The organism is Haloplanus sp. GCM10025708 (genome assembly GCF_042663985.1).
Classification (GTDB): Archaea; Halobacteriota; Halobacteria; order Halobacteriales; family Haloferacaceae; genus Salinirarus; species Salinirarus marinus.
Genome location: NZ_JBHSZA010000011.1, coordinates 1,125,696 through 1,150,795, shown reverse-complemented (window position 1 = coordinate 1,150,795; position 25,100 = coordinate 1,125,696). Strand labels below are relative to the sequence as shown.

Below are 25,100 nucleotides of genomic sequence, written 5' to 3'. Positions count from 1 at the left end.
CCCGGCCGCTCGTGAACGCGACCCACGCCGCGTACGCCCCGAGCAGGACCGCGAGCGTCGGGATCACGACGTCGCGGCTGACGGCGTCCAAGACGGTCTCCGGGAGCGTCGTGAGGAGGAGCTGTGGCCGGACGGCGACCGCGATGGCGACGCCGACGGCGAGAACGCCGAGGACCGTCCCGAGCGCGGTGGCCCGGCGCATCAGTCGCTCGCCTCCGTGGGGTTCTCGGCCGCGTGGCGGATCCGATCGAGCGCCTCCCGCGCCCCGTCGAGGCGCTCGTCAGGTGAGCGCTGTCCGTACTCGACGTCGCGGAACGCGTCGCGGAGCGTCGTCACGGCGTCGGCCGGCAGGCCGTCCCGTTCGACGGTACGGGCCGCCACCTCGCCGGGCGTCATCGTCTGCCAGCGACTGACCGAGGCGTAGCCGAGGAACTCCCGCCACGCCTCGCGGATGGTCAGTCGAGCGTCGTCGGACTCCGCGTCGCCCGCGACGGCCGCCGCTCCGCGTCGGGCCGCCCCGCCCTCGTCGCGGTCGCTCCCGGCTACACGCTCGTCTCTGAGCCGAGCGAGGAGCCAGGCGTAGAGCGCCCGTGCGAGGGTTCGGGGGTCTTCGTGCCTGAGCGCCGCCAGCCACTCCCCGGCGGCGACGAGGCGACGCCGGAGGCGATCGAAGATCGCCCGCAGGCGACGCGCGAACGCGCGCAGGCGGTCGTGGACCGCCCGGAGCCACGCCCGGAGCATCTCCGGAAGCGCCCGAACGTCCGCTCGGAGGCGCGAGAGCGCGGCCAGTAGCCGCGAGATCGCGGCGTCGACTCGCGATGCGACGGCGACGACGGCGGCGACGGCACGACGGCAGAGGCGGACGACCAGTCCGCCGGTTCCGTCGACGAGTCCACGCGGGGACAGCCCACGACGACGCCCGTAGCCGAATCCCAGGCCGAGGAGGCCGAGCAGGAGTGCCGGGCCGAGCAGCGGACTCCCGGCACCGGTTCGGACGGTCTGGCCGTACCCCTGCGCGACGACGTCCGCCCCCGCCGCGAGGGGGTACGTCGCCGCCAGCGCGCCCTCGGAGTCGGTCGTCCCGACGCGGCGGTCGTTCAGACGAATCTGGACGCCGTCGACGGGTTCGCCGTCGAGTTCGGCGCGGATTCGGACCCCGTCCACGGGAACGCGACCGGGAGTGCGGGCGTCGCCGTGACCGTCAGCCGCTCCAGCCGGATCGTCGCGTTCCCGCTGGCGACGCCCCGGGTCGCGACGACGGTGACGTTGCCGGCGGCGTCCGGCAGCGTGACCGCCGCGTCGCCGTCGGCGTTCGTCCGCCCGGTCGCCTGGTCGTCGATGGTGACGGACGCGTTCGACACGGCCGTCCCGTTCGCCCGGACGCGGACGGTGGCGTTCCCCCGCGGGATCGTCGGCTCCGTGACGGTCACGTTCAGGTCAGTCACCAGCGAGACGTTTCGAACCCCTTTCGCGTCGCCCCGCCGAGCGACGACGCGGACCTGCCGGCTATCGGACGGCAGCGTCACCCGGAGAGCACCGCTCTGGTTCGTCCGCCCGACCGTCGCGTCGTCGAGTCGCACCGTCGCCTCCGGCACGGGATGGTCCCGAATCGTCGCTCGCACCGTCACCGTCGCGCCCGGGAGCGGCGTCCCGGAGACGCGGAGGGTGACGTTCGTCTCGACGCCGTAGGTTCCGGCGGCGTCCGGCCGGGGTCCGGCACCGTCGTCGATGGCCCGTCGTAGTCGCTCCGCCGACGGCGTGCGGACGTCGAACAGGCGTTCGCCGTGGGCGGGTGGCGGACCGAGCGCGGCGGTCGATCCCGTCCGGGTCGAGACGTTCAGCGTGGATTCGTACGGAACCGTCCCGGTGACGTTGCCGTCGGCGTTCGTCTCCCCGATCGGGTCGCCATCGAACAGGACCGTCACGCCCGCGGCCGGATCGTCGTCCCGCGTTACCGTCACCGTCACGTCCGTCCCCGGCACGAGCGAACTCTCGTTCAGTTCGATGTCGTAGGACGGCCCCTCCGAGTTCCCGTCGTCCGTCGACTCGTCGGGTCGCTCCGCGTCGCCTGACTGGCCTGACTGACCGGACTGCCCGGACTGGCCTGACTGACCGGACTGGCCTGACTGACCGGACTGGCCTGACTGGCCTGACTGGCCTGACTGGCCTGACTGACCTGACTGGCCTGACTGGCCTGACTGACCTGACTGGCCTGACTGGCCTGACTGACCGGACTGGCCTGACTGGCCTGACTGGCCTGACTGGCCTGACTGACCTGACTGGCCTGACTGGCCTGACTGACCGGCGTTCCCGCCCGAGAACGACTCACCGGGACTCCCGCGTTCCGTGTGGTCGTACGCCGAGGCGTCCCGCTGTGGACTGCCTTCGCTCGCCCCCGGCGTGGTGCTGCTCGATCCCGGAGACTGCCCGGGTTCGGAGCCGCTCTGTGTCGGCGACCCGTCGCTCCCCGCCGAGGCAGTGGAACCCGCGACGAACGCCTGTGTCTCGTTCGCCAGTCGCTCGCGGCCGGGCGTCGGGTCGAACCGAACCCATCCGACGTCGGGGAAGTAAACCTCGACCCACGCGTGGGCGTTCATCCCCCGGACGACGTAGCTGTCACCTCGCGGCTGGCCGGTGGAGTAGCCGACGACGTATCGCGCCGGTACGTCCTGCGTCCGGAGCATCACCGTCATCGCGGTAGCGAAGTACTCGCAGTAGCCCCGGTCCATCCCGAAGACGAACTGCGTCGCCACGTCGCCGTCCGGCCGGCTCGCGTTCAGCGAGTAGCGCTTGTTGCGTTCGAGCCACCGCTCGATCCGCGCCGCTCGCTCGTACGGCGAGTTCGCGCTCGCCGTCAGGTCGGCGGTGAACGCCGCCAGTCGCTCCGTGGACTCGGGCAGTCGCGTGTATCGACGCTCGATGGACGCCGGGTAGTCCGTCCCCGTCGAACGGAGCGTCTCAGGATCCCGCGGCGGTTCGAAACTCGCCACCGCGTACGTGGCGTTCGCGGGCGTCACCGTCGCCGTTCGGAAGGCGCGTGCGTCCGTCACCTGCACGTCCTCGACGGGGCCGTCGAGTCCGGCGGGTCGCCACGCCGCCGGGAGACTCGTCGCCGGACGGCGGAGCGTCACCTGCTGGATGACGCGGCGGGCGCGCTGGCCCTGCCGGTCCAACAGGCCGCCGTCGTACGGTCGGACGTCGGCGGTCGATCGCCAGCCGTCGCCCGTGTATCGGTCGAACGCCCCCGTCCGCCAGTACGACGGACGGTTCGATTCGACGACGAAGTGGATCTGTTGGGACGTACTCTGGAACGCGCTCCCGTTCGCCTGGAGGCCGCCAACCGTCGTCCGACTGCCGACCGAGAGGGCTCCGACGCCGCCCCCACTCCCGGATCCCGAACCGGACCCCGAACCGGACCCCGAACCGGACCCCGAACCGCTCTGTTCCGACGCCGCCGGATCGCTCTCGCTCCGGGATTGGCCCGCGCCGCCGCTCTGACCGGCCGTACCAGCGGCTCCTGCTCCGCTATCGCCCTGTGCGGAACTTCCGGATTCGTTCAGCGGACGGGGCACGGTGTCGCCCTCGACGCCGGGGAGCGCGGGCACCAGCGCCGTCGCGAGGACGACGCCGACGACGACCGCGAGCGAGAGAAACACCCGTGCGTAATCGCGCCCGGAGATGACCCCCTCGCCGTCGATGTTCCTGTCCGGCATTCGTTCCCTCGGCGTCCGTCGACGACGCCGAATATTTCAGTTGGTGATATTATCCCACGGTCATAAGCGTTGGCGACGCCCCCGTACAGTTCCGGATCACGCGGCGTGGCGGTCGTGGACGTCGAGGAGGAACGCGCCGAGTTCGTCGCCGAAGGCCTCGTACATCGCCGCCCCCTTCTCGGCGTCGGCGAGTTCGGGGCTGCCGAGCGCACCCGAGTCGGTGTACTCCGCGATCTCGGTGTACATCGACACCGGACTCGCGGCCGTGAGGTCGGCCGCCGTCAGATCGTAGGGGAGTTCCCACCGCGTCCCCTCGATTTCCGCCTCGTCGACGAGGTCCGGGCGCAAGTGGAGCATCATCGACGTCTCCATCTCGCCCGCGTGGGCGATGCCGCCGGCGTCGCTCTCGCGCAGTCCGTCGATGAACGCCCGCGCGAGGGTGAAGTACGTCAGCCCGAGGACCTCGACGTCGCCGTAGGCGCGGCCGTACACCTGGGCCGCGCTGCTGACGAGTGCCGCGTTGCCGCCGTGGCCGTTCAGGAGGAGGACGGCGTCGAAGTCGTTCCCGGCGGCCGCCGCGACGACGTCGTCGAGCAGCCAGAACAGGTGTTCGTATTCGAGCGACACCGTCGCGCCGAACGAGAGGTGATGCGGTGAGTAGCCCGTCCAGACGGGAGGCGTGACGAGGACGGGGGCTTCGGGATGTACTCTGTCGGCCCCCGCGTGGGCGACGGCTTCCGCGAGGATGGCGTCCGTCGCCGTCGGCATGTGTGGGCCGTGTTGTTCGAGGCTCGCGACGGGGACGACGAGTATCGACCCGTCGCGCTCGGCGCGTTCGCGCACCTCCGCGTACGTCATCCCCGCCCACTCGACGTCGCTTCTGCCGATTGATTCGTACAGCATACGCGCGAATGTGCGACGGTGACAATAAGCGTGGGTGGTAGTGACGCTGTTTGCGCCGGTGGTGGGTAGCGGCGACCCCGTCCTGGCCGGGACGTGTCGGCACTGCCGGCCTGCGCTGCGCCCCCGTGAGACGCGCCCGCGTTCCCGTGCGCCGGACGGGCGACGTTCCCCGCCGAGCGCCGCGTCGCCGGGCGTCGATTTCGGCCGTTTCCAGCCGCATCGCACCGGTGTGGGAGCAAATCGACTAGTTCTTGAGTGTCCTCCCCGAGGGCCAATGTGCCATCTGGTGACGAAACCGAACCGGAGTGGGCGCGTTCACTCCGGAGTCGTGCCTACGAGTTCACGCTCGAAGAAGGGCCGGAGTCGATGTTCGCGCTGAGTATCGAGGAGACGGACTGCGAGACGGCGTGGCTCATCTCCGACACCGTCGTGTCGCTCGAACGGATGCGGTAGTCCTTCCGGCGAACGCCTCCCGAGTGGCTACGTCGTCCGCAGGAAGCCGTCGCGAACCGACTGGACGCGGCCGGCGTCACGGAGGCGGCCGACGTGGTTCAACAGGACGTCGTCGGTCACCTCGTGGTCCACCGCGTCGGCGAGTTCCTGGTCGGCCTTCAGGACGGCGAAGACGCGTTCGATCGGTGCGCCCTCGTCCGTCGTCTGCTGTTCGATGAGGTCGATGGTCGACGTGATGCGGTCCGCGAGGTCGAACGCCTCGGGATCTGCGTCCGTCTCGACGCGGAGGTCGCGGTCCCGCGACTCGGCCACGAGGTCGGCGAACGCTTCCGCCCCCTCCGCGTCGCCGACGCGGTCGCGGGAGAACGCCCGCAAGATTTCGGGGTGGTCGGAGAGGCGACCCAGCGAACACGTGAGGACGCACACCTCCCCCGGCGCGTCCGCCTCGCTCACGAAGAACTGGTACTGGTGGCCGTTCGTCAGGAGGCCGAGCGTCGCCCCCGTCGTCCGCATCGCCGTCCGGAGGCGGTCACCGACCGTCCCGAGCGACTGGGCCGGGCGCTCGACGCAAACGACGACCCTCGCTCCGTCGTCGCCGCCGAGGGCGTAATCGATCGTCTGCACCGACGACGCCCCCGGTGGCGTCGTCCCCATGTGAACCGCGGGGAGCGTCGGCGTCCATCCGAGGGCGTGGAGGACCGGTGCGACGACTTTCTCCCGGGTCTCGCGGTCGTTCAGGTCCCGGTCGGCGAGAACCGCCCGAGACCGGTCGACGACGGCGTCGAGTGGCGTTTCGTCGGGCGTCGATCCGGTGTCGTCGGTCGACGCCTCGTCGAGCGTGTCGTCGGCCGGGACGCCGAGGTACGGGCCGTCGAACAGATCGGTCGCCGCGGGGTCGAGTCGCGTCGGATGCGTCACCTCGAGGACGCGCTCGAAGCCCTCGTCGACGGGTCGGACGTCGAGGACGCCCGCGACGTCGAGTCGGTCGCCGCGATCGATCCGGTCGAGCAGATCGCCGGACAGTTCGACTGCGATCGACCCCGTGTCGTCGGATTCGGGGAGCGCGGCGAGTCGGACGCGCCGGCAGTCCACGAACGCCGAGTCGGCGGCGTCGAATCGCACCGCGTCGCTCCGGCAGTCGTCACACGCGCCCGGATCGGGTCGGGTCCCCGCGTTCGCGGGCCGTCGGTCGGTCGACCCACAGTCCCGGCACTCGTAGGCGGCGGTGACGAGGCGCGGCGTCGCCTCGTCGACGGCGGCGGCGTAGCCCTGACCGCGAGGAGTTCGCCCGCGCAATCGCCGGTGCGAACCGCCCCCGGCGCGAGACGCCGGCGTGCCGGGAGGAGACGAGACGCACCTCCAGGTCGTCGGCGTCGGCGACGGTTCGAAGCGCGATCTCGGCGTGTTCGCGGTGGCGGCGGGGGCGTCGAGATAGGCCGACGCGAGGGCCGAATCGAACGCCGAGAGGTCGTCGTACGGGACGTGGACGGTCCCGTCGGTCGGTCGATCGTCGTCGCGTTCCCGGAAGAACCGCTCGAACCGCTCCACGAGGCCCCGGTTCGTCGTGGTCTGCTCCATGCTATCGGGGTGGCGTCGGCGCGGTATTAATCTACGGCAGACGGAGGCCGTCGGGGGACAGCCCGCGAAAACGCTCGAACGCTATCCGGAGAAGTAGCGGAGATGCATCTCCACGGACTCCTCCGAGAGCGTCTCGACGCGACCCGTCTGCTTGTCCTCGTAGTAGTAGTCGTCTTCCTCGTAGAGGAGGTGGTCGTCGTCTTCGTATAGCACGGCTCGCATCGTATACTCGGATACGAGTTACTATTTGAAATAGATTACGACGTACGCCGACGGAACGGAGACGGTGCGGTCAGTTGCCGCGTTCGACCGTGTACCCCTTCGATTCCACGGCCGAGACGACCGCCTCGGAGTGGCTCTCGCCGTTCGTGAGGACGCGGAAGACGAGGTAGGCTTCGCCGACGCTCAGGTCCTCTATCGATCGGTCGTGGCGCACGGACTGGATGTTCGCGCCCTCGCGGCCGATGGCCGCGCTTATCTCGCCCATCTTGCCCGGTCGATCCTCGATGCGGACCCGGAGGTGTAGCAGTTGCTCCCGTCCGGTCAGCGCGTGTGTCAGTATCGACTGGAGCGACGAGATGTCGATGTTGCCGCCGCCGAGAATCGGGACGACCTGTTCGCCCGCGGCGTCGACGTCGCCGTGGAGGAGGGCGGCGACGGAGGCCGCTCCCGCGCCTTCGACCAGTTGCTTCGCGCGTTCGAGGAGGGCGAGCATCGCCTCCGCGATGGCGTCGTCGTCGACGACCACCACCTCGTCGACGTGGTCGCGGATCAGCGAGAAGGTGAGTTCGGAGATGCCGCCGGTGGCGATGCCGTCGGCGATGGTGTCGGGGTCCGGAACTTCGACGGGCTGGCCCTTCTGGAGGCTCTCCGGGACGGTGGCGGCCCCCGAGGCCTGGACGCCGACGATCCGCACGTCGTCGTCGAGCGCCGAGAGCGCAGTGGCGACGCCGCCGACGAGTCCCCCGCCGCCGACGGGGACGACGACGGTGTCGACCGACGGCAGTTGTTCGTACAGTTCGACGCCGAGGGTCCCCTGACCGGCGACGATGTCCGGATCGTCGTAGGCGTGGACGAAGCGCGTCCCCTCCTCGTCGGCGAGCGTCCTCGCGTGGGCGAGTGCCTGCTGGAACGTCCGCCCCTCGAGAACGACGTCGGCCCCGTATCCCCGCGTCGCGTCGACTTTCGTCTGGGGTGCCGTCGTCGGCATGACGACGGTCGACTCGATGCCGACCTTCGTCGCCGCGAGGGCGACGCCCTGGGCGTGGTTGCCGGCGCTGGCGGCGACGACGCGGGAGACGTCGCCTTCGGCGGATAGCTGCTGGAGTTTGTTGTACGCGCCCCGCGTCTTGAACGATCCCGTCCGCTGGAGGTGTTCCATCTTCAGGTGAACGTCCGCGTCGGTGCGGTTGCTGAGCGATCGACTGTACTCTATCGGCGTCCGTCGGACGATGGACTCGTCGTCCAGCCGGGCCGCCGCCTCGGAGATATCCGCGAAGGTGATGGTAGGGGACATCCGTAGAACCGTGCCGGGGAACGGGGAAATAGGCTCGGTGGTCACTATCGCCTTCGCTGTCGAACCCCGACGCTGATGGGGGCTGTCGACGACCACTCATCGGGGGAAGTAGGGTGCCTCATTCAGATTCCATCGGCCGGACAGGCGACGCCGTATCGACGCTGCAACTTCTGGCGAACCAGCGACGCGTTCACCTCCTCGACGCGCTGGACGCGAGCGGCGGCGCGACGCCGTTTCGCGAACTCGCAGTCGAGGTCGCCGCCCGGGAGGCCGACGGGGGCGAACCGTCCGACGATCACCTCGACAGGGTCCGGACCGCACTGTTTCACAATCACCTCCCGCAGCTCGACGACGCGAACCTCGTCGAGTTCGACGCCGAAGACCGGCGCGTCTGCCTCGCGGACGACCGCCGTCTAACGGACCTCGCAGACGCCATCCTCGGGGAGTAGCGACCCTTGGGAGGGCGGCATCGGCGGCGACGACTGCGCGTGTCGCGCCCCGACTCGACGCTCGCGGCAGCGGATCTCGCGGCGGGCGTTGGCTGCATTCCTTTACCGTTCCGACGCCAACCCCGGCTATGGTGACGCTATCGATGGGGTGGCGACGCGTCCTCTTCGCGAACTACCCGGTGGAGACCGACCTGCTGGCCGCCCACCTGCCCGACGCGCTGACCGTCGACGAGTTCGACGACACGGGGTGGCTCTCCGTCGTTCCGTTCACGAACGTCGACGTCCGACCGACGGCGATGCCGGCGGGAACGGGGCTGCGGCTCCCAGAACTCAATCTGCGGACGTACGTCACCTGCGACGGCCAGCCGGGCGTCTACTTCTTCAGCCTCGACGCCGAGGGCGTCCTCGCGGTCCTCGGCGCGCGCGTCTTCCACCGGTTGCCGTACTACTACGCCCGTATTTCGATGGATGCCGTCGACGGTCGGGTCCGGTTCCGCAGTCGGCGGCGTCATCCAGGCGACCGCCCCGCGAACTACGTCGCCGCGTACGAACCCGCCGGCGACCCGTTCGAGTCGTCGGCGTTCCCCCTCGCCGAATTTCTCACCGAACGCTATCGCTTCTACACGCAGGCGGCGGACGGGTCGGTCCGCTACGCCGACGTCTCCCACGATCCGTGGACGCTGTTCCCAGCGGAGATGCGCGTCGCCGAGAACACGCTCTTCGAGGCGAACGGGTTCGATCGCCCCGGGTCGACGCCGACGTGTTATTACAGCCCCGGCGTCGACGTGACCGCCTCGCGGAGCAAACGCTGGGAGGGGGCCTGATGGCCGAGGACGGAGCCGCCGTCGACGGACCGGTTCTCCTGTTCGACGGCGTCTGTAACCTCTGTACGGGCGCGGTGCAGTTCGTCCTCCCTCGGGATCCGGAGGGGGCGATCCGGTTCGCGTCGCTCCAGTCCGACGTGGGGCGGCGACTCCTCGACCGGTGTGGGCGCTCCCCGGACGAACTGTCGACCGTGGTCCTCGTCGAGGGCGACGACTGCTACGTGAAATCAGCGGCGGCGATTCGCGTCGCCCGACACCTCGGTTGGCCGTACGCCGCCCTCGCCGTCTTTCGCGCCCTCCCCCGATCGATCCGGGACGCGGTGTACGACTTCGTCGCCGAGCGCCGATACGACTGGTTCGGCAGACGCGAGTCGTGTCTGATCCCCTCGGCGGACGTGAGCGACCGGTTCCTGGACGCGGGCGACGACCGAAGTCTGTAGGGGCGGCGGCCAAGGAGAACCTGTGACTACCCCGATCCGGGGAGACCCATGCCCCGAACGACGACGATGGCGGTCGCTGCCGCGCTCCTGTTCGTAATCGCGTCGGCACCGACCGTCGCAGCGTCGACTCCCGCTGACCCGGGCGGATCGGCTGTCGCTGCCGATCCGCCCGATCCCCCAGATCCACCGGACGCTCCGGATTCGCCGGACGCACCCGACCCGCCGGACAGTCCCGACCCACCGGACTGTCCGGACCACGGATCGGGGCACCACCCACCGGGCACTTGCGACACGGAGTGTGACGGTCAGCCGTCCATCGACTGTCCCTGTCGATGAGACCCCACCCTTTCTTTCCCGCGTCGGAGCACGTTCGGCGCTCGCGCGGACGGCGGCGTCGAGACGAGCGCTACCGCGTCGCGTCGACTACTTCGTAGTGGAGGTTGCCGTCGCGGAGCCGATCGGTGTGCGTGGAGAGTTCGGTCGTCACCGTCAGCAACAACACGTCGAGGCCTCTCGTCGCCGCCTCCTGAATCGCGAGCGCCGTCCCGAACCGGACGTCGACATCGAGACCGGCGGCGTCCGCCGTCGCCAGCGCCTCGGTCCCGGCGGCCGCGACGAGGTCTGCGTCGGCGGCGGCGGCGTCGACGAGGCCGGCGTCGACCGCTTCGCTGCCGCCGTCCTGCACTCGCGGGACCGTGACGACGGTGACCGTCCCGAGTTCGTAATCGAGGACGCCCTCGAAGTCGGTGACGCCCACGTCGCGGCCGGCCGCCGCGCTCGTCACGGCGACGGCCGTCGCCGCGCCCGTCTCGCCGGGCGTCGCCCGCAGGATGCCGTCTCGCATCGAGAGCGACACCGCCTGTCCCTCCTCGATGGCCGCCGTCGCGAGGGCCGTCTCCACGTCCACCTGGCCGATGACGTCCGCCGAGACGTGGTCGACGTACTCCCGCAGTGCGTCGGTTTGTGAGATGAGCCAGTCCACCCCTTCCTTGGTGACTTCGTACCGCCCGCGGCCGTGTTTTCTGACGTAACCCTCCTCGATGAGACCCTGCAGGTAGTCGCTCACCGCCTGTGCGGTGACGCCGATGGCGTCGGCCACTTCGCGCTGACTCACCGCCGGCTGGCGCTCTGCGAGCTGAACGAGAATCTGATAGCGTGTCGCGTTCCGCTTGCTACGGAGGACGCTCGCTCTGTCACGCCCGGTCTCTTCTGACATCGTCCGCCTCTTCGTAGCGCTGCGGCATGAAACCCCGGAAATTCCTTCGACAGAGTTGTAGTTCTCCGCCGTATGACGGAATTAGAGAAAGTATAGTTTAATTTGCGAATACTAACTTTACTTACGGACTACTCCAGTTGTCTCCGGTTCCACAGTGTTGGGTGAACACACAAGAGTCAGCGTGTCGTCGGTGGGCGTATGGCACGACGAGACGACGCGGACCAGCAGTCCGAGGAACTGCCCGTCGACGTCGAGGAGTACCACGACGAGTACGTCATCACGCTGGACATGCCCGGCGTCGACAAACAGGACATCGATGTGCGCGCATAGCCCGATCGCGTCACCGTCACCGTCGACTTCGGCGGCCGCGGGGAGTCGCGCTACATCCACGCTGAACGGCCGAGAGAACGCCGCAGTCGGACGATCCGTCTGCACGAGCGCATCGACCCCAAACGGACGGACGCGCGCTACAGCGACGGCGTCCTCGAACTGCGACTCGCGAAGGAGGTCAACACGATCCCGGTCGAACTCCACTGATCGCCCCACTGCGCCCGGCGAGGTGCCGAGATCGTGGTCACGTCGGTAACAATTATGAAGGTTGACGTGTATCACGTTTTCGTATGCACAAACCGTTACTGGTCACGGACTTCCTGGACCGGGCGCGCAAGTATTACGACGACGAGGAGGCCGTGGTGGCGACGACGGGAGAGCGGTACACTTACGCGGAACTCGGCGAGCGAGCGGACCGGTTCTCGGCGGCGCTCCAGGAGCGCGGCATCGAGAAAGGCGACCGCGTGGCGGTGCTGGACCCGAACACGCACTTCCATCTCGAAGCCGCCTACGGCATCATGCAGATCGGGGCGATTCACACGCCGCTGAACTACCGGCTGACGCCCGACGACTACGAGTACATCCTCGACGACGCGGGCGTCGACGCCATCTTCGCCGACTACGAGTACGCCCCGAAAGTCGAGCAGATTCGCGACGAGGTGCCGGCAGAGACGTTCATCACGAACGATCCCGGTGAGGTCGAGGGCGACTGGGCGGATTTCGAGACGATCATCGACGACGCCGGCACGGAGTACGACCGCCCCGAGATGGCCGAAGACGAGGTCATCACCATCAACTACACGTCGGGGACGACGGGCGATCCGAAGGGCGTGATGCGGACGCACCGCTGTGAGGCCCTCCACGCCTATCTCGTCACTATCCACCAGGACATCGCGGACGACGACGTCTACCTGTGGACGCTCCCGATGTTCCACGTCAACGGCTGGGGACACATCTTCTCCATCACCGGCATGGGCGCGAAACACGTCTGCACCCGCGGCATCGACGCCGAGTGGCTCTTCGACACCATCGTCGAGGAGGACGTCTCCTACATGTGCGGTGCGCCGACGGTCCTCAACATGCTCATCGACTACTACGACACCCACGACCCGCAGACGACGGGCGAGAACGACGTGCGCATCGCCGCCGCCGGCAGCGCGCCGCCGGAGGCGTCCATCCGCACCGTCGAAGACGAGTTCGGCTGGTATCTCATGCAGGTCTACGGCGCGACGGAGACGGGGCCGCTCATCACCACCTCCGACGCCCGCCGCTTTTTCGACGACGACAGTTCGGATCGCTTCTCGGTCAAAAAGCGGGCCGGGCTGGGCTATCTCGGCACCGACATCCGCGTCGTCGACGAGGACGGCAACGACGTCCCGCGCGACGACGAGACCATCGGCGAGATCGTCGTCCGCGGCAATCAGGTGATGGAGGGCTACTGGAACAAGCCCGAAGCCACCGAGGAGGCGTTCAACGACCGCGTCGAGGGCTACTACCACATGGGCGACCTCGCCAGCGTCGACGAGAACGGCATGGTCGACATCAAAGACCGCAAGAAGGACATCATCATCTCCGGCGGCGAGAACATCTCCAGCATCGAACTGGAGGACGCCCTCTACGAACACCCCGAAGTGTCCGAGGCGGCGGTCATTCCTGCGCCAAGCGAGAAGTGGGGCGAGACGCCGAAAGCCTTCGTCGTCCCCGAGAGCGGCGATCCGAACGATCCGGGCGTAACCAAACAGGAACTCGAGGACTTCACCCGCGAGATGCTGGCGAGTTACAAGGCCGTCCGCCGCGTCGAGTTCGTCAAGTCGCTCCCGACGACGGCGACCGGGAAGGTCCAGAAGTACGAACTCCGACAGCAGGAGTGGGAGGACGAAGACCGGATGGTCGGGCAGGGGTAGCCGCCGGCGCGAGACGGCCGGAGCTATAACGCCCCGCCGGGCGAAGAAGGGGTATGGCCGTCCATCTCGAACCCATCGGCCGGGCACGGACGCCGCTCGCGACCCCGGAAGACGCGCCGCGACAGGGATTTCTCGACGACGTCGAGGGACGTATCGAACTCGAAACGGAGTACGCACCCGGGCTCGAAGGCGTTGAGGCGGGCGACGAACTCGTCGTCGTCTGGTACGCCGACGAGGCCGACTCCCTCGTTCGCGTCGACCGCGACGGCGGACGCGGCGTCTTCACGACCCGGTCGCCCGCCCGCCCGAACGCCGTCTGTCTGACGACCTGTCCCGTCGTCGCCGTCGAGGGGGCGACGCTCCGCGTCCGCGGCGTCGACATGGCCGACGGGTCGCCCGTGCTGGACCTCAAGCCGCCGCTCTGAACGGTATCGGGGCGTCAGACGGGGCGTTCGCGGAAGACGTTCAGGAGGAGGTAGACGTAGAGACCCGTCCCGACGAGTCCGAGGCCGAGGCCGACGGAGACGGCCGTGCGGACGCCCCCGAGTCGGCCGACCACCTCGACGGCGAGTCCGAACGCGACGGTCGCGAGCGACGCGCCCGCCGTTCGATCCGACGCGCCGGGGAACGAGCCGACGGTGGGCGGGTAGAACTGGTAGGAGATGCCGACGATGGCGAGGCCCAGCAGTCCGAGGACGTTGAGCCGGAGGTGCGCCCGGACGGCGTCGGCGACGGGCGCGAGGTGACCGAAAGCGAATCCGACGCCGAGGAGCACGCCGGCGCTCCCGGCGACGACGCCCGCGAGGACGCCGTAGAAGCCGACTCGGTCCCGCCCGGACCGCGCGAACGTCACCGCGAACGCGACGGCGAAGCCGACGACGGCGACGGCTTCGACGGCCGCGCCGACGCGAAAGACCAGGCCACCGCCGAACGACGTGGCGAGCAGCATCGGTCCCGCGGCCGCCGCGGGGAGGACGACGGCGACGAGGGCCGTGGGCGGAGCGGCGACGAGAAACCGCGGCAGGAGGCGGAAGCCGACGGCGACGAGGAGCGTCACCGCCCCGCCCGCGGCGAGGAGGTGGGTCGTCGCCGGGAGCCCCTCCCGACGAGTGCCGGGAGCGGCGAAGCCATCGCGAGCGTTTCGTACGTCCCGAGGAGCAGGTACGCGAGGGCGACGGGCACGAAGGCGTTGGCGACCCGGTCGACCCACCGTCGGTGGGCGTTCGCGTCGCCCGTCCCCGTCTCTGCGCCGGTGAGGTTGTCGCGGACGGTCCAGCCCAGCGCGCCACAGAAGAGCGCCACGCCGGCGGCCCAGAGCGTCGCCCCGGCGGTGCGGACGAGTGGGGGAACGCCGGGAACCGTCGCGACGGCGAGGCAGGCGGTTCCGACGACGACGAACGGGAACTGGAGGGCGGGCGCGCGGGGGACGGCGAGGTCGCGGTCGAAATAGGAGGGAACGAGCGCGTACGCCTTCCCGAAGACGACGTGGAAGACGAAGCCGTAGACGCCGAGGGCGACGCCCGTCGCCCGCCCGGCACCGAGGAAAACGGCGAGTTGCCAGCCGAAAAGCGAGAGCGCACCGACGGCGACGTACCGCCGCGACCACCGCGTGACCGTCGCGCTACTCATACCGGCAGGTGAACGCGAGGGACAAAGACAGTTGTTGCGAACGTGGTCGGGAAAACGGCTATCCGTCGCCCGGCCATACTGACAGCGGAGTCACACGATGCCAACCAGTACTGCGGAAGCGACGTGGGACGGAACGCTCAAGGAAGGGAGCGGCCACCTCGCCCTCGGGAGCGGCGTCTGGGAGGGGCCGTACACGTTCGCCTCCCGATTCGAGGGGGCGACGAGACGAACCCGGAGGAACTCATCGGTGCCGCCGAGGCCGGCTGTTTCTCGATGGCGCTGGCGCTGGGTCTGGAGGAGGCGGGCTACGCCCCCGAACGCATCCACACCGAAGCGTCGGTCCATCTCGACGCCGACGCCCTCGAGATCGACCGGATAGACCTGCGCGTCGAGGGCGAGGTGCCGGACGCCGACGCGGACGCCTTCCGAGAACAGGCAGCGGAGGCGAAGGAGAACTGTCCCGTCTCGAAGGCCCTCGCCGGGCCGGCCATCGACCTGACGGCCGAACTGCTGTAACTAGCCGACGACGTCCGAAGTCTCGGCGTGTTTTTTCGCGCGTTCGACGTAGTGGTCGGCCGCCTCGGCCCACGAGTCGTCCGAGAGTTCCTTGACCTCCGTCGCGGGCGTTCCGGCGTACAGCGTCTCCGGCGGGATCTCGGTCCCTTCGGTGACGACGCTCCCGGCGGCGACGATGGCCCCCTCGCCGACGACGGCGTCGTCGAGGACGATGGCTCCCATGCCGACCAGCGCGCGCTCTTCGACCGTCGCGGCGTGGACGATGGCCTGGTGGCCGACGGTGACGTACGGGCCGACCACCGCGTCCTCGTGACAGACCGCGCCGTCCTGGACGTTCGCGCCCTCGCGGACGACGATGGGGTGTGAATCGCCCCGGAGCGTCGTGTTCGGCCAGACGCTGGCGTCTTCCTCGACGGTCACGTCGCCGATGACGACCGCGGCGTCGTCCACGTACGCCGTCTCGTGGACCGCCGGTTCGACTCCTTCGTACGAACGAAGTACCATACCACACGCCGCGTCGGGGCGTCTGATAAAGCTACCTTCCGGCGAGTCGGATGCGAGGATGCCTCCGGCCTACTTGTGCCCCTCGAACAGTCCGGGAACGACGAACGCGACGACCAGAACGAGGACGGCGACGACTAGCAACAGAATCGGTCCCAACCGTGGATCCGCGCCCACGGCTTGTGCGACGCTTCTGGCGACGGGGTCCGTCTTCGTCTCGATTCCGTGACCGGCGACGCCGGTCGCACCGATGCCGATACCCGCTGTGACGACGGCTGGCGGTCCACCTGCTTTCACGGCCCGACTCGCCCTGTGAGCGTCTCCCTGTCCGGGCATATGTCCCACTCACAGAGTCCAGTGAAATAAGCGGTTCCTCCACGGTTCCGGATTCGGTCGGTCGGCCACCGGGAGAGCGCCCGCCGCCGACTGCCCGTGGCAAAAGCTACCGCCCGACCTGGCGTTTAAGGGGCGTCTCGCCCTGCGAGGGGTATGGCTCCCGACACGCGAATCGGCGTCGACGTCGGCGGGACGTTCACCGACGTGGTGGCCGTCAGCGAGGGGTCGATTCGGACCCACAAGACGCCGTCGACGCCCGACGCGCCGGAGCGCGGCGTTCTCGACGGCCTCGACGAGTCGCAGGCGGCCGGGCTCGACCCGGAGACGGCGTCGTTTTTCGCCCACGGAACGACCGTCGCCACGAACGCCGTCCTCGAACGGTCGTGGGCGGAGACGGCGCTGGTGACGACCGAGGGCTTTCGCGACGCCCTCGAAATCGGCCGGCAGACGCGCCCCGACCTCTACGACCTGCACGCCGAGACGCCCGCGCCGGTGGTCGAACGCGACCGGCGATACGAGGTGCCCGAACGCCTCGACGGCCGCGGCAACGTCATCGAACCGCTCGACGAGGAGGCGGTCCGGCGCATCGCCGCCGAACTCGGGGACGTCGAGAGCGTCGCCGTCTCATTTCTCTTTTCGTTCGAGAACGCCGCCCACGAACGCCGCGTGCGCGAACTCCTCGAATCGGAGCTCGACTGCTCGGTGTCGCTGTCGAGCGACGTCCTCCCCGAGATGCGCGAGTACGAACGGACGCTGGCGACGACCATCAACGCCGCGCTCAAGCCCGTCATGGACCGCTACGTGGGCCGTCTCGCCGACGGCATCGAATCGGCGGGCGTCCCGGCGGATCTGCGAATCATGCAGTCGAACGGCGGCCTCGTCACCGCGACGGAGGCGCGCGAACGCCCGGTGAACACGCTCCTCTCGGGGCCGGCGGCGGGCGTCCAGGGCGCGGCCTACGTCGCAGGCGAGACCGAGATGGACGACATCGTGACGATGGACATGGGCGGCACCTCCTGTGACGTGTCGCTCGTGCGCGACGACGACCCGGTCATCTCGACGGAGCAGACGGTGGGCGAGTACCCGGTGAGCGTTCCGATGGTCGACGTCCACACCATCGGCGCGGGCGGCGGGTCGATCGCCTGGGTCGACGCGGGCGACGTCCTCCGAGTCGGGCCCCAGAGCGCTGGCGCGGACCCCGGTCCGATCTGTTACGGCCGCGGCGGCACCGAGCCGACCGTCACCGACGCGCACGTCCTCCTCGGGCGCATCGACGCCGACCGCTTCTTCGAGGGGAGCGCCGACGTCGACGCCGTCCGCGCGGGCGTCGAACGCGTCGCCGACGATCTCGGCATGGGCGTCGAGGAGGCGGCACAGGGCATCCTCGACGTCGCCAACGCCAGCATGGAGCGAGCGCTCCGGGTCGTCTCGGTCGAACGCGGCCACGACCCCCGCGAGTTCGGTCTCGTCGCCTACGGCGGCGCGGGCCCGCTCCACGCGCCCAGGCTGGCCGCCGAACTCGACGTCCCACGGGTGCTGATCCCCCGGTCGGCGGGCGTCCTCTCGGCGCTCGGACTGCTCATCAGCGACGTAGGCTACGAGTACAGCACCACCCGCGTCCGATCGTGGGACGAACTCGACGCCGAAACCCTCGAATCGACGTTCGCCGAGTTCGAGACCGAGGGGCGCGAGCGACTGGACGCGGAGGGGTTCCCCGAGGAGCGGATGCGATTCGAGCGCGTCCTCGACGTCCGCTACGACGGCCAGCCGTTCGACCTGCGCGTGCCCGCCCCCGGCGAGGTGGACGCCGACGCCCTCGCCGTCGTCGCCGACCGGTTCCACGAGCGCCACGAACGCCGCTACGGCCACGCCTCGCCGGACGAACCGCTGGAACTCGTGACCGTTCGCCTGCGCGCCCGGGGCGTCGTCGACCCGCCGTCGCTGGAACGGGAAGCGGGCGCGCGCGGGGACGCGACGCCGCGGGAGACGCGGCCGGTGACGTTCGACGGCGTCGACCGCGAGACGCCGGTGTATCGACGCGATACGCTGGACCCGGGGACGGAGTTCGACGGGCCGGTGGTCGTCGAGAGCGCCGAGAGCACGACCGTCGTCCACCCGGGGCAACGCGTCCGCGTCGACGACCTCGAAAATATGGTGATCGAGACGTGACGGGGGCCGACGTCGACCCGGTGACCCTGGAGGTGATCCGCAACGCCTGCGTCGCCGTCGCCGAGGAGATGAACGCGACGCTGGTGCGGACGAGCTACTCGCCGAACATCAAGGACCGCCGCGACTGCTCGTGTGCGCTGTTCGACGCCAACGAGGAGCTGGTGAGCCAGGCCGAAAACATCCCCGTCCACCTCGGTGCGATGCCGTACTCCGTCGCGGCGGCGCTCGACAGATTCCCGCCGTCGACGCTCGCTCCCGGCGACGCCGTCCTCCTCAACGACCCGTTCCACGGCGGCGCGCACCTCCCCGACCTGACGCTCGTGACGCCGATCTACGTCGACGGCGAGCTCGCGGCGTTCGCGGCCAATCGCGCCCACCACGCCGACGTCGGCGGCGGGCGGGCGGGGAGCGTCGACGCCGACTCCACCGAGATCTACCAAGAGGGCGTCCGCATCCCCCGGTCAAACTCTACGAGGGCGGCGAGGTGAACGAGGGCGTCCGCGACCTCCTGTTGACGAACGTCCGCACGCCGGACGAGCGCCGCGGCGACCTGCGCGCCCAGCGGGCAGCCAATCGGACGGCCGTCGAGCGGTTCCGCGAACTCGCCGACCGGCACGGTCTCGACATCCTCCGCGCCGCGATGGACCGCATCAAGGAGTACGCCGAGTCGCGGATGCGCGCCGAGATCGAGTCGCTGCCTGACGGCACGTACCGGTTCGAAGATTTCCTCGACGACGACGGCCGGGGCACCGAGGACGTCCGCGTCGCCGTCGCGGTGACCGTCGACGGCGACGAACTCGCCGCCGACTTCGACGGGACGGCCGCGCAGGTCGAGGGACCGATCAACGCCCCGCTCGCGGTGACGGCGTCGGCGACGTACTACGTCGCGCGGTGCGTGACGGACCGCGACGTCCCGCCGAACCACGGCGCGTACCGGCCAATCACGATCCGCGCGCCCGAGCGATCGGTCGTGAACGCGCCCGCCGGCGGCGGTCGTCGGCGGGAATCTGGAAGTCTCTCAGCGCGTCACCGACGCCCTCTTCGGCGCGTTCGGACGGTGCGTTCCCGACCGAGTGGCGGCGGCCGGCCAGGGGACGATGAACAGCGTCACCTTCGGCGGGCAGGCCGCGACGGGCGGCGACGCCTTCGCGTTCTACGAGACGGTGGGCGGCGGCTTCGGCGGCCGCGTCGACGCCGACGGAATGGACGGCGTCCACGTCCATATGAGCAACACGCTCAACACGCCGGCGGAGGTGCTGGAGACGACTTACCCCTGCGCGTCCGGCGCTACGAGTACCGCCAGGACTCCGGCGGCGCGGGCGAACGCCGCGGCGGCCTCGGCCTGCGGCGCGACGTCGAGGCCCTCGCCGACGGCACGACGTTCAGCCTCCTCGCCGACAGACGCCGCCACCCGCCGTACGGCGTCGCGGGGGCGACCCCGGCGAACCCGGCGCGGACTACCTCCTGACGGACGGCGAGTGCCGCCCGATCGACGGCAAGTCCACGCACGACCTCGACGCCGGCGACGTGGTGAGCGTCCGCACGCCCGGCGGCGGCGGGATGGGCGATCCGGCGGCCCGCGACGCCGAGTCGATCGCGCGCGACCTCCGGCTCGGGAAGGTGTCGGCGGACGCGGTCGAGAACGCGTACGGCGTCGACCCCGACGACTTATGACTCCACCCGCGTCCCCGTCTCCCCGTCGAGTGCCGCGTCCAGGTTCTCGGGCGTCGTCACGAGGGCGCGGTCGCCGCCGGCCTCGACGAACCGGGCGCAGGCCTCCATCTTCGGGCGCATAGTTCCCTCGCCGAACTCGCCGGCGTCGAGGAGGTCCCGCACCGCGGCGGCGTCGACGTCCTCGACAGGCGTCTGGTCGTCGGTCCCGTAGTTCCGGTAGGCGAACTCGACGTCGGTGAGAAAGACCAGCGTCTCCGCGTCGAGGTCGGTCGCCACGAGCTGCGAGGTGCGGTCCTTGTCGACGACGGCGTCCACGCCGCACAGGCCGTCGTCGCGGACGACGGGGACGCCGCCACCCCCGGCACAGACGACGTGGTTGCCGCGTTCGACCATAGCGGCCACGTCGTCCGATTCGACCAGTTCGAGCGGCTCCGGCGAGGCGACGACCCGGCGGTACGCTCTGTCGCCCGTTCCGACCTTCTTCGTGGGGAAGTCCTTCTCCCGGGCCTCGGATTCGGTGTAGTACGGTCCGACGGGTTTCGTCGGGTCGTCGAATCCGGGATCCTCGCCGTCGACGACCACCTGGGTCACCATCGTCACGAAGTCGTGCTCGCCGCCGAGTTCGCCGTCGAGCGCGTTCTGGAGGCGGTAGCCGATCTGTGCCTGCGTCTCGGCCACCAGGACGTCCAGTGAGTGCTGGGGCGTGTCGGGGGCGGCCTCCTGCTGGAGGATGCGATTGCCGACCTGCGGGCCGTTGCCGTGCGTGAGGACCACCTCGTGGCCGGCGGTGACTACGCCGGCGACGCGTTCGGCCGTCGCCTCGACGACGGCCGACTGGTCTCTGTCGCCGGGCCCGAGGATGGCGTTGCCACCGAGCGCGATGACCGACCGTTCCATGGGCCATCTGCGTGCCCCGTGACTTTAGTAGTCGGTGACGGACGTTCAACCATGTCACGCGAGCGCGTCGTGATCATGGGCGCTGCCGGTCGCGACTTCCACGACTTCAACGTCGTCTTTCGCGGGAGCGACGACCACGAGGTGGTCGCTTTCACGCAGGCGAGTTCGCAGAACGTCGGCGTGCTCGACGAACAGCCACGGCGACGCTACCCGGCCGAACTCGCCGGCGAGAGGTATCCCGACGGGATTCCCATCCGCCCGGAATCCGACCTCGAGGCCATCGTCGACGAGGAGGAGGTGGACACGGTGGTGTTCTCCTACTCCGACGTCTCCCACGAGCGCGTCATGCATCAGGCGTCGCGCGCCCTCGCGGCGGGGGCGGATTTCCGCCTCGTCGGCCCGGACCGGATGATGCTCTCGGCCCCCGTTCCCGTCGTCGCCGTCGACGCCGTCCGCACGGGGTGTGGGAAGTCACAGACGACCCGCCGCGTCGCCGACCTGTTGGCCGAGCGGGGCCTGTCGGTCGCTATCGTCCGCGAGCCGATGCCGTACGGCGATCTGGTCGCCCAGCGCGTCCAGCGCTTCGAGACGATGGACGACGTCGAGTCGAGCGCCGTCACCATCGAGGAACGCGAGGAGTACGAACAACACATCAGACGCGGCCACGTCGTTTTCGCCGGCGTCGACTACGCCGACGTCCTGAACGCGGCGGCCGACGAGGCGGACGTCGTCGTCTGGGACGGCGGCAACAACGAACTCCCCTTCTTCGAACCCGACATCCACTTCGTCCTCGCGGACCCCTCCGCGCCGGCCACGAACTCCGCTATCACCCCGGCGAGACGAACCTCAGACTCGCCGACTACCTCGTCGTCAACAAAGAGAACTCGGCCGACGAGGCGGATATCAATCTCGTCGTCGAGAACGCCACGAGCGTCAACCCGGACGTCGAGATACTCCACGCCGACTCGGTCATCGCCACGGAGGGCCCGTCCGTTGAGGGCGAGCGCGTCCTCGTCGTCGAGGACGGCCCGACGGTGACCCACGGCGACGCGGGCTACGGCGCGGGCAAAATCGCCGCCGAGGAAGGCGACGCGGCCGAACTGGTCGACCCGCGGCCGTACGCCGTCGGATCGCTGGACCGCGTCCTCGACGAGTATTCACACCTCGAACGCGTCCTGCCGGCGATGGGATACAGCGACCAGCAGGTGGCCGACCTCGAAGCCACCATCGAGAACGCCGACCCGGACCTCGTCGTCGCGGGGACGCCACACGACCTCTCGCGGGTGGTGGACGTGGACGCGCCCGTCGTCCGCGTCAGATACGACCTGCGGGTGAAAAACCGGGATCTCGGCGACGTCCTCGACGCCCACGCCGACGTCCTCGGACTGCCGGCGGATTCGGAGCGGCCATGAGACGCCGACCGCGCCGGAGTCCCTCGGTTCACAGCGGGAATTCGTGCCACGCCGAGGCGACGCCGCTGAGGCCGCGGACGCGGACCTCGCGGACCCCGGACGCGGACTCGCGGAGTTCGACCATCCCGTCGAACACCGACGTCATGACGTTCACGAGTTGCTCCTCGTGCGTCGACGGGTCGATGGCGAACGCACCGAAGTAGCCCGCCGCGCTCGCCCGGCGGGTGAGCACGTGGAAGAAGGCGAACGCTCGCTCCCGGTCGACGTACTGGAGCAGCGTCGAGAGAGAGAAAGCCGAGGCGGACGCGGTCGGCGTCGTCCATGCGGTCGACGGCCTTCGTGAACGCGATCCCGATGCCGGTGAGGTCGCTCGGCGAGGAGACCAGTTGCACGCCCTCGCCGCCGGCGCTCCCGCCCGACCCCGACGCGTCGATCGTCTGGAGATACGAGGGAGACACCCGCCCGCCGACCGCCTCGAACTGGTCACGGATGCGGTTCGCCGAGGCGTCGGTGGTGATTATGAGCGTCCGGTCGCCGCGCCCCCGCCCCGCCGCCAGCAGGTCCAAAACGACGCTCCGTTTCCCGGTCATCGCCGGTCCCGCGACGAGCAGGTTCGTCCCTTCGGGGACCGTCTCGAAGCCCTCGACCGGGAGGACGTCCCCGACCGGATAGCCGTCGACGTCACGGTCAGCCATCGGCTTCGCTCCTCGCGTCATCGTCGATGGCGCGGATGGCGGTGACGAAGGCGGCGTCTTCGAGCAGCCGATCGGGTTCCACGCCGAACTCCCGCTCTCGCTCGATCCGCGCGTCGAGTTCCGAGAATCGATCGCTCCGCTCCGACTCCGCGTCCGTCTCCTCGGGTCCGAGGGCCGCTCGCTTCGAGACGAGGGAGTGATACTGGCGGACGTTCCGTGCGTATTCGTCGAGTGCCACCAGCCGCTCCACCGTCGAGCGGAGGTCCGCCCGCGAAGCGGGCTTGGTGACGTAGTCGTCGAACCCCGCCTCGAGGACGTCGAAGTCGGGGTCGACGGCCGTCACCATCGCCACGCGGCAGTCGTGTCCGCGTTCCCCGATGCGTCCCAGGAGCGCCTCTCCCGAGCGGTCCGGGGTCGCCCGGTCGAGGAAGGCGACGTCCGCGTCCGTCGATTCGAGAACGTCCAGCGCCTCCTCGCCGTCGAACGCGACGGCGACGTCGTACTCGGCCTCGAGGTACCGCTGATACGTCCGGACGACGTCCGGATCGTCGTCCACGACGAGGACACTCGTCCGCTCTGATTCGTGCATTCTTCGCCTGTCCGTTTCTTCATACGGCGATATTTAAAAACTCATGACGCGCGGCTCCTCGACGGCGTATTTCCGTCCGCGCGTCGAGCGGTTCGTGGAGGCCGCCCCGTAGCGACCGCTACGGCAGTTCTTCCTCGACGAGTTTGACCGCTCGCTGGACGGCTCCGATCGAGCCGAGGTGGCCGACGCCGATGCTCGCTTTGACGGTCTTGGCGGCCGTCCCTCGGAGCACCGCCGGGCCGAGCTGTGCGACTGCGCCGTCGCCGACCGAGACGACCCACCCCGGGACGTCGAAGCGATAGGAGTCGAGGCGCGGGTCGAACGCCCCGGAGCCGGCCCGTTCGTGTTCGACGAGGCGGGCGACGTTCTCGGCGACGGTCCGCGCCTCGCCGATCGCCGTCGCCGCACTCGCCGGGACGGCTTCGCCGTCGGCGTCGACGACGCGGGCGGCGTCGCCGACGGCGAACGTCTTGCGCGCCACCCGCAGGTCGCTTCTGACCGACGGTCGGTCGCCGTCCATCGCGTCAGTGCCGGTGATGCCGCCCGTCCAGACGAAGGCGTCGTAGGGGAGCGTCCCGTCGTCGAGGTGGACGCCGTCTGCGTCCGCGCCCGTGACCCGGACGTTCGTTCGCACGTCGACGCCAGCGGCGTCGAGTTCGTCGGCGAGGGCCGCCCGGAAGTTCGCCGGGAACGAGGGGCGACGTCGTCGAGGCGTTCGAGGAGGACCACCTCCGCGTCCGCGTCGCGTTCGTCGGCGAGGGCCGCGAGTTCGCCCGCCGTCTGAACGCCGGAGAGGCCCGCCCCGCCCACGACGATCCGACCGCCCGACGCGCAGACACCGAGCGCGTCGGCCCGGATTCGCTCCGCGTGGCGGCGTCGCTTCAGCGGCGTGGCGTTCTCGCGGACGCCGGGCAGGCCGTGAAACGCCGTCGACGCGCCGAGACAGACGACGGCGAAGTCGTAATCGAGGACGTCGCCCGACTCGAGGGCGACCCGGCGGCCGTCGGCGTCCACCTCGTCGACGCGCGCGGTGACGACGTCGGCGCGGGGCAGGACCTCGTCGAGGGGGACCGCGATGGCGTCGGCGACGGCGGGTCGCCGGATCACGCGGTGGAGTTCGTGCTGGACGAGGTGGGTGCCGGAGTCGTCGACGACGACGAGGTCGACCGAGTCCGGGAGGGAGCGTTCGAGGCGTCGGGCGACGGTCACGCCGGCGTACCCCCGCCGAGTACGAGCACTCGCATACTCACCGATCGGCCCGGACGGCAAAGAATCCGCCGTCCGCCGGTCGGTCCCGTCGTCCGCCGGTCGGTCCCGTCGTCCGCCGGTCGGTCCCGCCGTCCGCCGGTCGGCCCC

General features: G+C 69.8%; 27 protein-coding genes and 3 pseudogenes. 15 read left to right on the top strand and 15 right to left on the bottom strand.

Going from position 1 to position 25,100, the window contains the following annotated elements:
- Positions 1–201 precede the first annotated feature (201 nt).
- The 3 genes from ACFQJD_RS09425 to ACFQJD_RS09410 all read right to left on the bottom strand — a co-directional run bounded on the left by ACFQJD_RS09425 (position 202) and on the right by ACFQJD_RS09410 (position 4,616).
- Positions 202–1,164 (bottom strand): DUF4129 domain-containing protein, encoded by a 963-nt coding sequence (locus ACFQJD_RS09425; RefSeq protein ID WP_379797788.1) that lies wholly within the window; start codon positions 1,162–1,164, stop codon positions 202–204.
- Entirely contained in the window at positions 1,098–3,713 is a 2,616-nt protein-coding gene (locus tag ACFQJD_RS19360; protein WP_417448768.1) for a transglutaminaseTgpA domain-containing protein, read from the bottom strand. The genes ACFQJD_RS09425 and ACFQJD_RS19360 overlap by 67 nt, the downstream gene beginning before the upstream one ends.
- Positions 3,714–3,809: 96 nt before the next feature.
- Positions 3,810–4,616, bottom strand: coding sequence for a creatininase family protein (locus ACFQJD_RS09410; protein WP_379797786.1), 807 nt, complete (start codon positions 4,614–4,616; stop codon positions 3,810–3,812).
- A 276-nt stretch (positions 4,617–4,892) separates the two neighbouring features.
- Between ACFQJD_RS09410 and ACFQJD_RS09405 the strand changes: the two genes are divergently transcribed.
- On the top strand, positions 4,893–5,069 hold the full coding sequence (locus tag ACFQJD_RS09405) for a hypothetical protein (RefSeq protein WP_379797784.1): 177 nt from the start codon (positions 4,893–4,895) through the stop codon (positions 5,067–5,069).
- A gap of 27 nt (positions 5,070–5,096) precedes the next feature.
- Here the strand turns inward: ACFQJD_RS09405 and ACFQJD_RS09400 are convergent, their stop codons facing one another.
- From ACFQJD_RS09400 to ilvA, 3 genes are all read right to left on the bottom strand, one after another.
- Positions 5,097–6,647 carry a hypothetical protein gene (locus ACFQJD_RS09400; protein ID WP_379797782.1) on the bottom strand — a complete coding sequence of 517 codons (1,551 nt, stop codon included), beginning with the start codon at positions 6,645–6,647 and terminating at the stop codon, positions 5,097–5,099.
- An 81-nt stretch (positions 6,648–6,728) separates the two neighbouring features.
- The gene (locus tag ACFQJD_RS09395; RefSeq protein WP_379797780.1) at positions 6,729–6,869 is read right to left on the bottom strand and encodes a hypothetical protein; all 141 of its coding nucleotides are present in this window, start codon (positions 6,867–6,869) and stop codon (positions 6,729–6,731) included.
- A 70-nt stretch (positions 6,870–6,939) separates the two neighbouring features.
- Complete coding sequence (ilvA, locus tag ACFQJD_RS09390; RefSeq protein WP_379800465.1) at positions 6,940–8,163, bottom strand: threonine ammonia-lyase; 1,224 nt, start codon at positions 8,161–8,163, stop codon at positions 6,940–6,942.
- A gap of 113 nt (positions 8,164–8,276) precedes the next feature.
- Between ilvA and ACFQJD_RS09385 the strand changes: the two genes are divergently transcribed.
- The 3 genes from ACFQJD_RS09385 (at position 8,277) to ACFQJD_RS09375 (ending at position 9,876) form a co-directional block, all read left to right on the top strand.
- Positions 8,277–8,612 (top strand): DUF7344 domain-containing protein, encoded by a 336-nt coding sequence (locus ACFQJD_RS09385; protein ID WP_379797778.1) that lies wholly within the window; start codon positions 8,277–8,279, stop codon positions 8,610–8,612.
- Positions 8,613–8,740: 128 nt separating this feature from the next.
- Entirely contained in the window at positions 8,741–9,436 is a 696-nt protein-coding gene (locus ACFQJD_RS09380; RefSeq protein WP_379797776.1) for a YqjF family protein, read from the top strand.
- On the top strand, positions 9,436–9,876 hold the full coding sequence (locus tag ACFQJD_RS09375; protein WP_379797774.1) for a thiol-disulfide oxidoreductase DCC family protein: 441 nt from the start codon (positions 9,436–9,438) through the stop codon (positions 9,874–9,876). Before ACFQJD_RS09380 ends, ACFQJD_RS09375 begins: the two co-directional genes overlap by 1 nt.
- 406 nt (positions 9,877–10,282) lie before the next feature.
- Here ACFQJD_RS09375 and ACFQJD_RS09370 read toward each other — a convergent pair whose 3' ends face one another.
- Positions 10,283–11,092 (bottom strand): MarR family transcriptional regulator, encoded by an 810-nt coding sequence (locus tag ACFQJD_RS09370; RefSeq protein WP_379797772.1) that lies wholly within the window; start codon positions 11,090–11,092, stop codon positions 10,283–10,285.
- 198 nt (positions 11,093–11,290) lie between these two features.
- Here ACFQJD_RS09370 and ACFQJD_RS09365 point away from each other — a divergent pair, with 198 nt between their 5' ends.
- The 4 genes from ACFQJD_RS09365 to ACFQJD_RS09350 all read left to right on the top strand — a co-directional run bounded on the left by ACFQJD_RS09365 (position 11,291) and on the right by ACFQJD_RS09350 (position 13,751).
- Positions 11,291–11,422 (top strand): hypothetical protein, encoded by a 132-nt coding sequence (locus ACFQJD_RS09365; protein ID WP_379797770.1) that lies wholly within the window; start codon positions 11,291–11,293, stop codon positions 11,420–11,422.
- A gap of 54 nt (positions 11,423–11,476) precedes the next feature.
- Positions 11,477–11,629 carry a hypothetical protein gene (locus ACFQJD_RS09360; protein ID WP_379800463.1) on the top strand — a complete coding sequence of 51 codons (153 nt, stop codon included), beginning with the start codon at positions 11,477–11,479 and terminating at the stop codon, positions 11,627–11,629.
- 83 nt (positions 11,630–11,712) lie between these two features.
- Positions 11,713–13,326 (top strand): long-chain-fatty-acid--CoA ligase, encoded by a 1,614-nt coding sequence (locus ACFQJD_RS09355; protein WP_379797768.1) that lies wholly within the window; start codon positions 11,713–11,715, stop codon positions 13,324–13,326.
- 53 nt (positions 13,327–13,379) lie between these two features.
- On the top strand, positions 13,380–13,751 hold the full coding sequence (locus ACFQJD_RS09350; protein WP_379797766.1) for an SAM-dependent methyltransferase: 372 nt from the start codon (positions 13,380–13,382) through the stop codon (positions 13,749–13,751).
- 14 nt (positions 13,752–13,765) lie between these two features.
- On the opposite strand, the gene ACFQJD_RS09345 is transcribed toward ACFQJD_RS09350, so the two are convergent.
- Complete coding sequence (locus tag ACFQJD_RS09345; RefSeq protein WP_379797765.1) at positions 13,766–14,383, bottom strand: hypothetical protein; 618 nt, start codon at positions 14,381–14,383, stop codon at positions 13,766–13,768.
- Entirely contained in the window at positions 14,380–14,955 is a 576-nt protein-coding gene (locus ACFQJD_RS09340; protein ID WP_379797763.1) for a hypothetical protein, read from the bottom strand. Before ACFQJD_RS09340 ends, ACFQJD_RS09345 begins: the two co-directional genes overlap by 4 nt.
- 97 nt (positions 14,956–15,052) lie before the next feature.
- Between ACFQJD_RS09340 and ACFQJD_RS09335 the strand changes: the two are divergent.
- Positions 15,053–15,471: pseudogene (locus ACFQJD_RS09335) on the top strand (OsmC family peroxiredoxin).
- Here ACFQJD_RS09335 and ACFQJD_RS09330 read toward each other — a convergent pair.
- Positions 15,472–15,975, bottom strand: a complete 504-nt coding sequence (locus ACFQJD_RS09330; RefSeq protein WP_379797759.1) for a gamma carbonic anhydrase family protein — start codon at positions 15,973–15,975, stop codon at positions 15,472–15,474.
- A gap of 69 nt (positions 15,976–16,044) precedes the next feature.
- Positions 16,045–16,308: a hypothetical protein gene (locus ACFQJD_RS09325; RefSeq protein ID WP_379797757.1), complete on the bottom strand. Its 264-nt coding sequence runs from the start codon at positions 16,306–16,308 to the stop codon at positions 16,045–16,047.
- Positions 16,309–16,461: 153 nt separating this feature from the next.
- On the opposite strand from ACFQJD_RS09325, the gene ACFQJD_RS09320 reads away from it, so the two are divergent.
- The 3 genes and pseudogenes from ACFQJD_RS09320 (at position 16,462) to ACFQJD_RS09310 (ending at position 20,151) form a co-directional block, all read left to right on the top strand.
- A complete protein-coding gene (locus ACFQJD_RS09320) occupies positions 16,462–18,477 on the top strand; it encodes a hydantoinase/oxoprolinase family protein (protein ID WP_379797755.1) in 2,016 nt (671 codons plus the stop codon).
- A gap of 68 nt (positions 18,478–18,545) precedes the next feature.
- Positions 18,546–19,989: pseudogene (locus ACFQJD_RS09315) on the top strand (hydantoinase B/oxoprolinase family protein); the annotation flags it as partial.
- Between the two features lie 18 nt (positions 19,990–20,007).
- Positions 20,008–20,151, top strand: coding sequence for a hypothetical protein (locus tag ACFQJD_RS09310; protein ID WP_379800597.1), 144 nt, complete (start codon positions 20,008–20,010; stop codon positions 20,149–20,151).
- Here ACFQJD_RS09310 and ACFQJD_RS09305 read toward each other — a convergent pair.
- Positions 20,146–21,048 (bottom strand): carbamate kinase, encoded by a 903-nt coding sequence (locus ACFQJD_RS09305; protein WP_379797753.1) that lies wholly within the window; start codon positions 21,046–21,048, stop codon positions 20,146–20,148. The two genes, ACFQJD_RS09310 and ACFQJD_RS09305, sit on opposite strands and share 6 nt — an antisense overlap.
- Before the next feature lie 51 nt (positions 21,049–21,099).
- Between ACFQJD_RS09305 and ACFQJD_RS09300 the strand changes: the two genes are divergently transcribed.
- Positions 21,100–22,086, top strand: coding sequence for a hypothetical protein (locus tag ACFQJD_RS09300; protein WP_379797751.1), 987 nt, complete (start codon positions 21,100–21,102; stop codon positions 22,084–22,086).
- Positions 22,083–22,460: a hypothetical protein gene (locus ACFQJD_RS09295; RefSeq protein ID WP_379797749.1), complete on the top strand. Its 378-nt coding sequence runs from the start codon at positions 22,083–22,085 to the stop codon at positions 22,458–22,460. Before ACFQJD_RS09300 ends, ACFQJD_RS09295 begins: the two co-directional genes overlap by 4 nt.
- A 28-nt stretch (positions 22,461–22,488) precedes the next feature.
- Here ACFQJD_RS09295 and ACFQJD_RS09290 read toward each other — a convergent pair whose 3' ends face one another.
- Entirely contained in the window at positions 22,489–22,692 is a 204-nt protein-coding gene (locus ACFQJD_RS09290) for a hypothetical protein (RefSeq protein WP_379797747.1), read from the bottom strand.
- On the opposite strand from ACFQJD_RS09290, the gene ACFQJD_RS09285 reads away from it, so the two are divergent.
- On the top strand, positions 22,685–23,200 hold the full coding sequence (locus ACFQJD_RS09285) for a hypothetical protein (RefSeq protein ID WP_379797744.1): 516 nt from the start codon (positions 22,685–22,687) through the stop codon (positions 23,198–23,200). The two genes, ACFQJD_RS09290 and ACFQJD_RS09285, sit on opposite strands and share 8 nt — an antisense overlap.
- Here the strand turns inward: ACFQJD_RS09285 and ACFQJD_RS09280 are convergent.
- On the bottom strand, positions 23,148–23,744 hold the full coding sequence (locus ACFQJD_RS09280; RefSeq protein WP_379797741.1) for a response regulator: 597 nt from the start codon (positions 23,742–23,744) through the stop codon (positions 23,148–23,150). The genes ACFQJD_RS09285 and ACFQJD_RS09280 overlap by 53 nt on opposite strands.
- A gap of 118 nt (positions 23,745–23,862) precedes the next feature.
- Positions 23,863–24,988 (bottom strand): annotated as a pseudogene (locus ACFQJD_RS09275) (NAD(P)/FAD-dependent oxidoreductase).
- Positions 24,989–25,100: the final 112 nt, after the last annotated feature.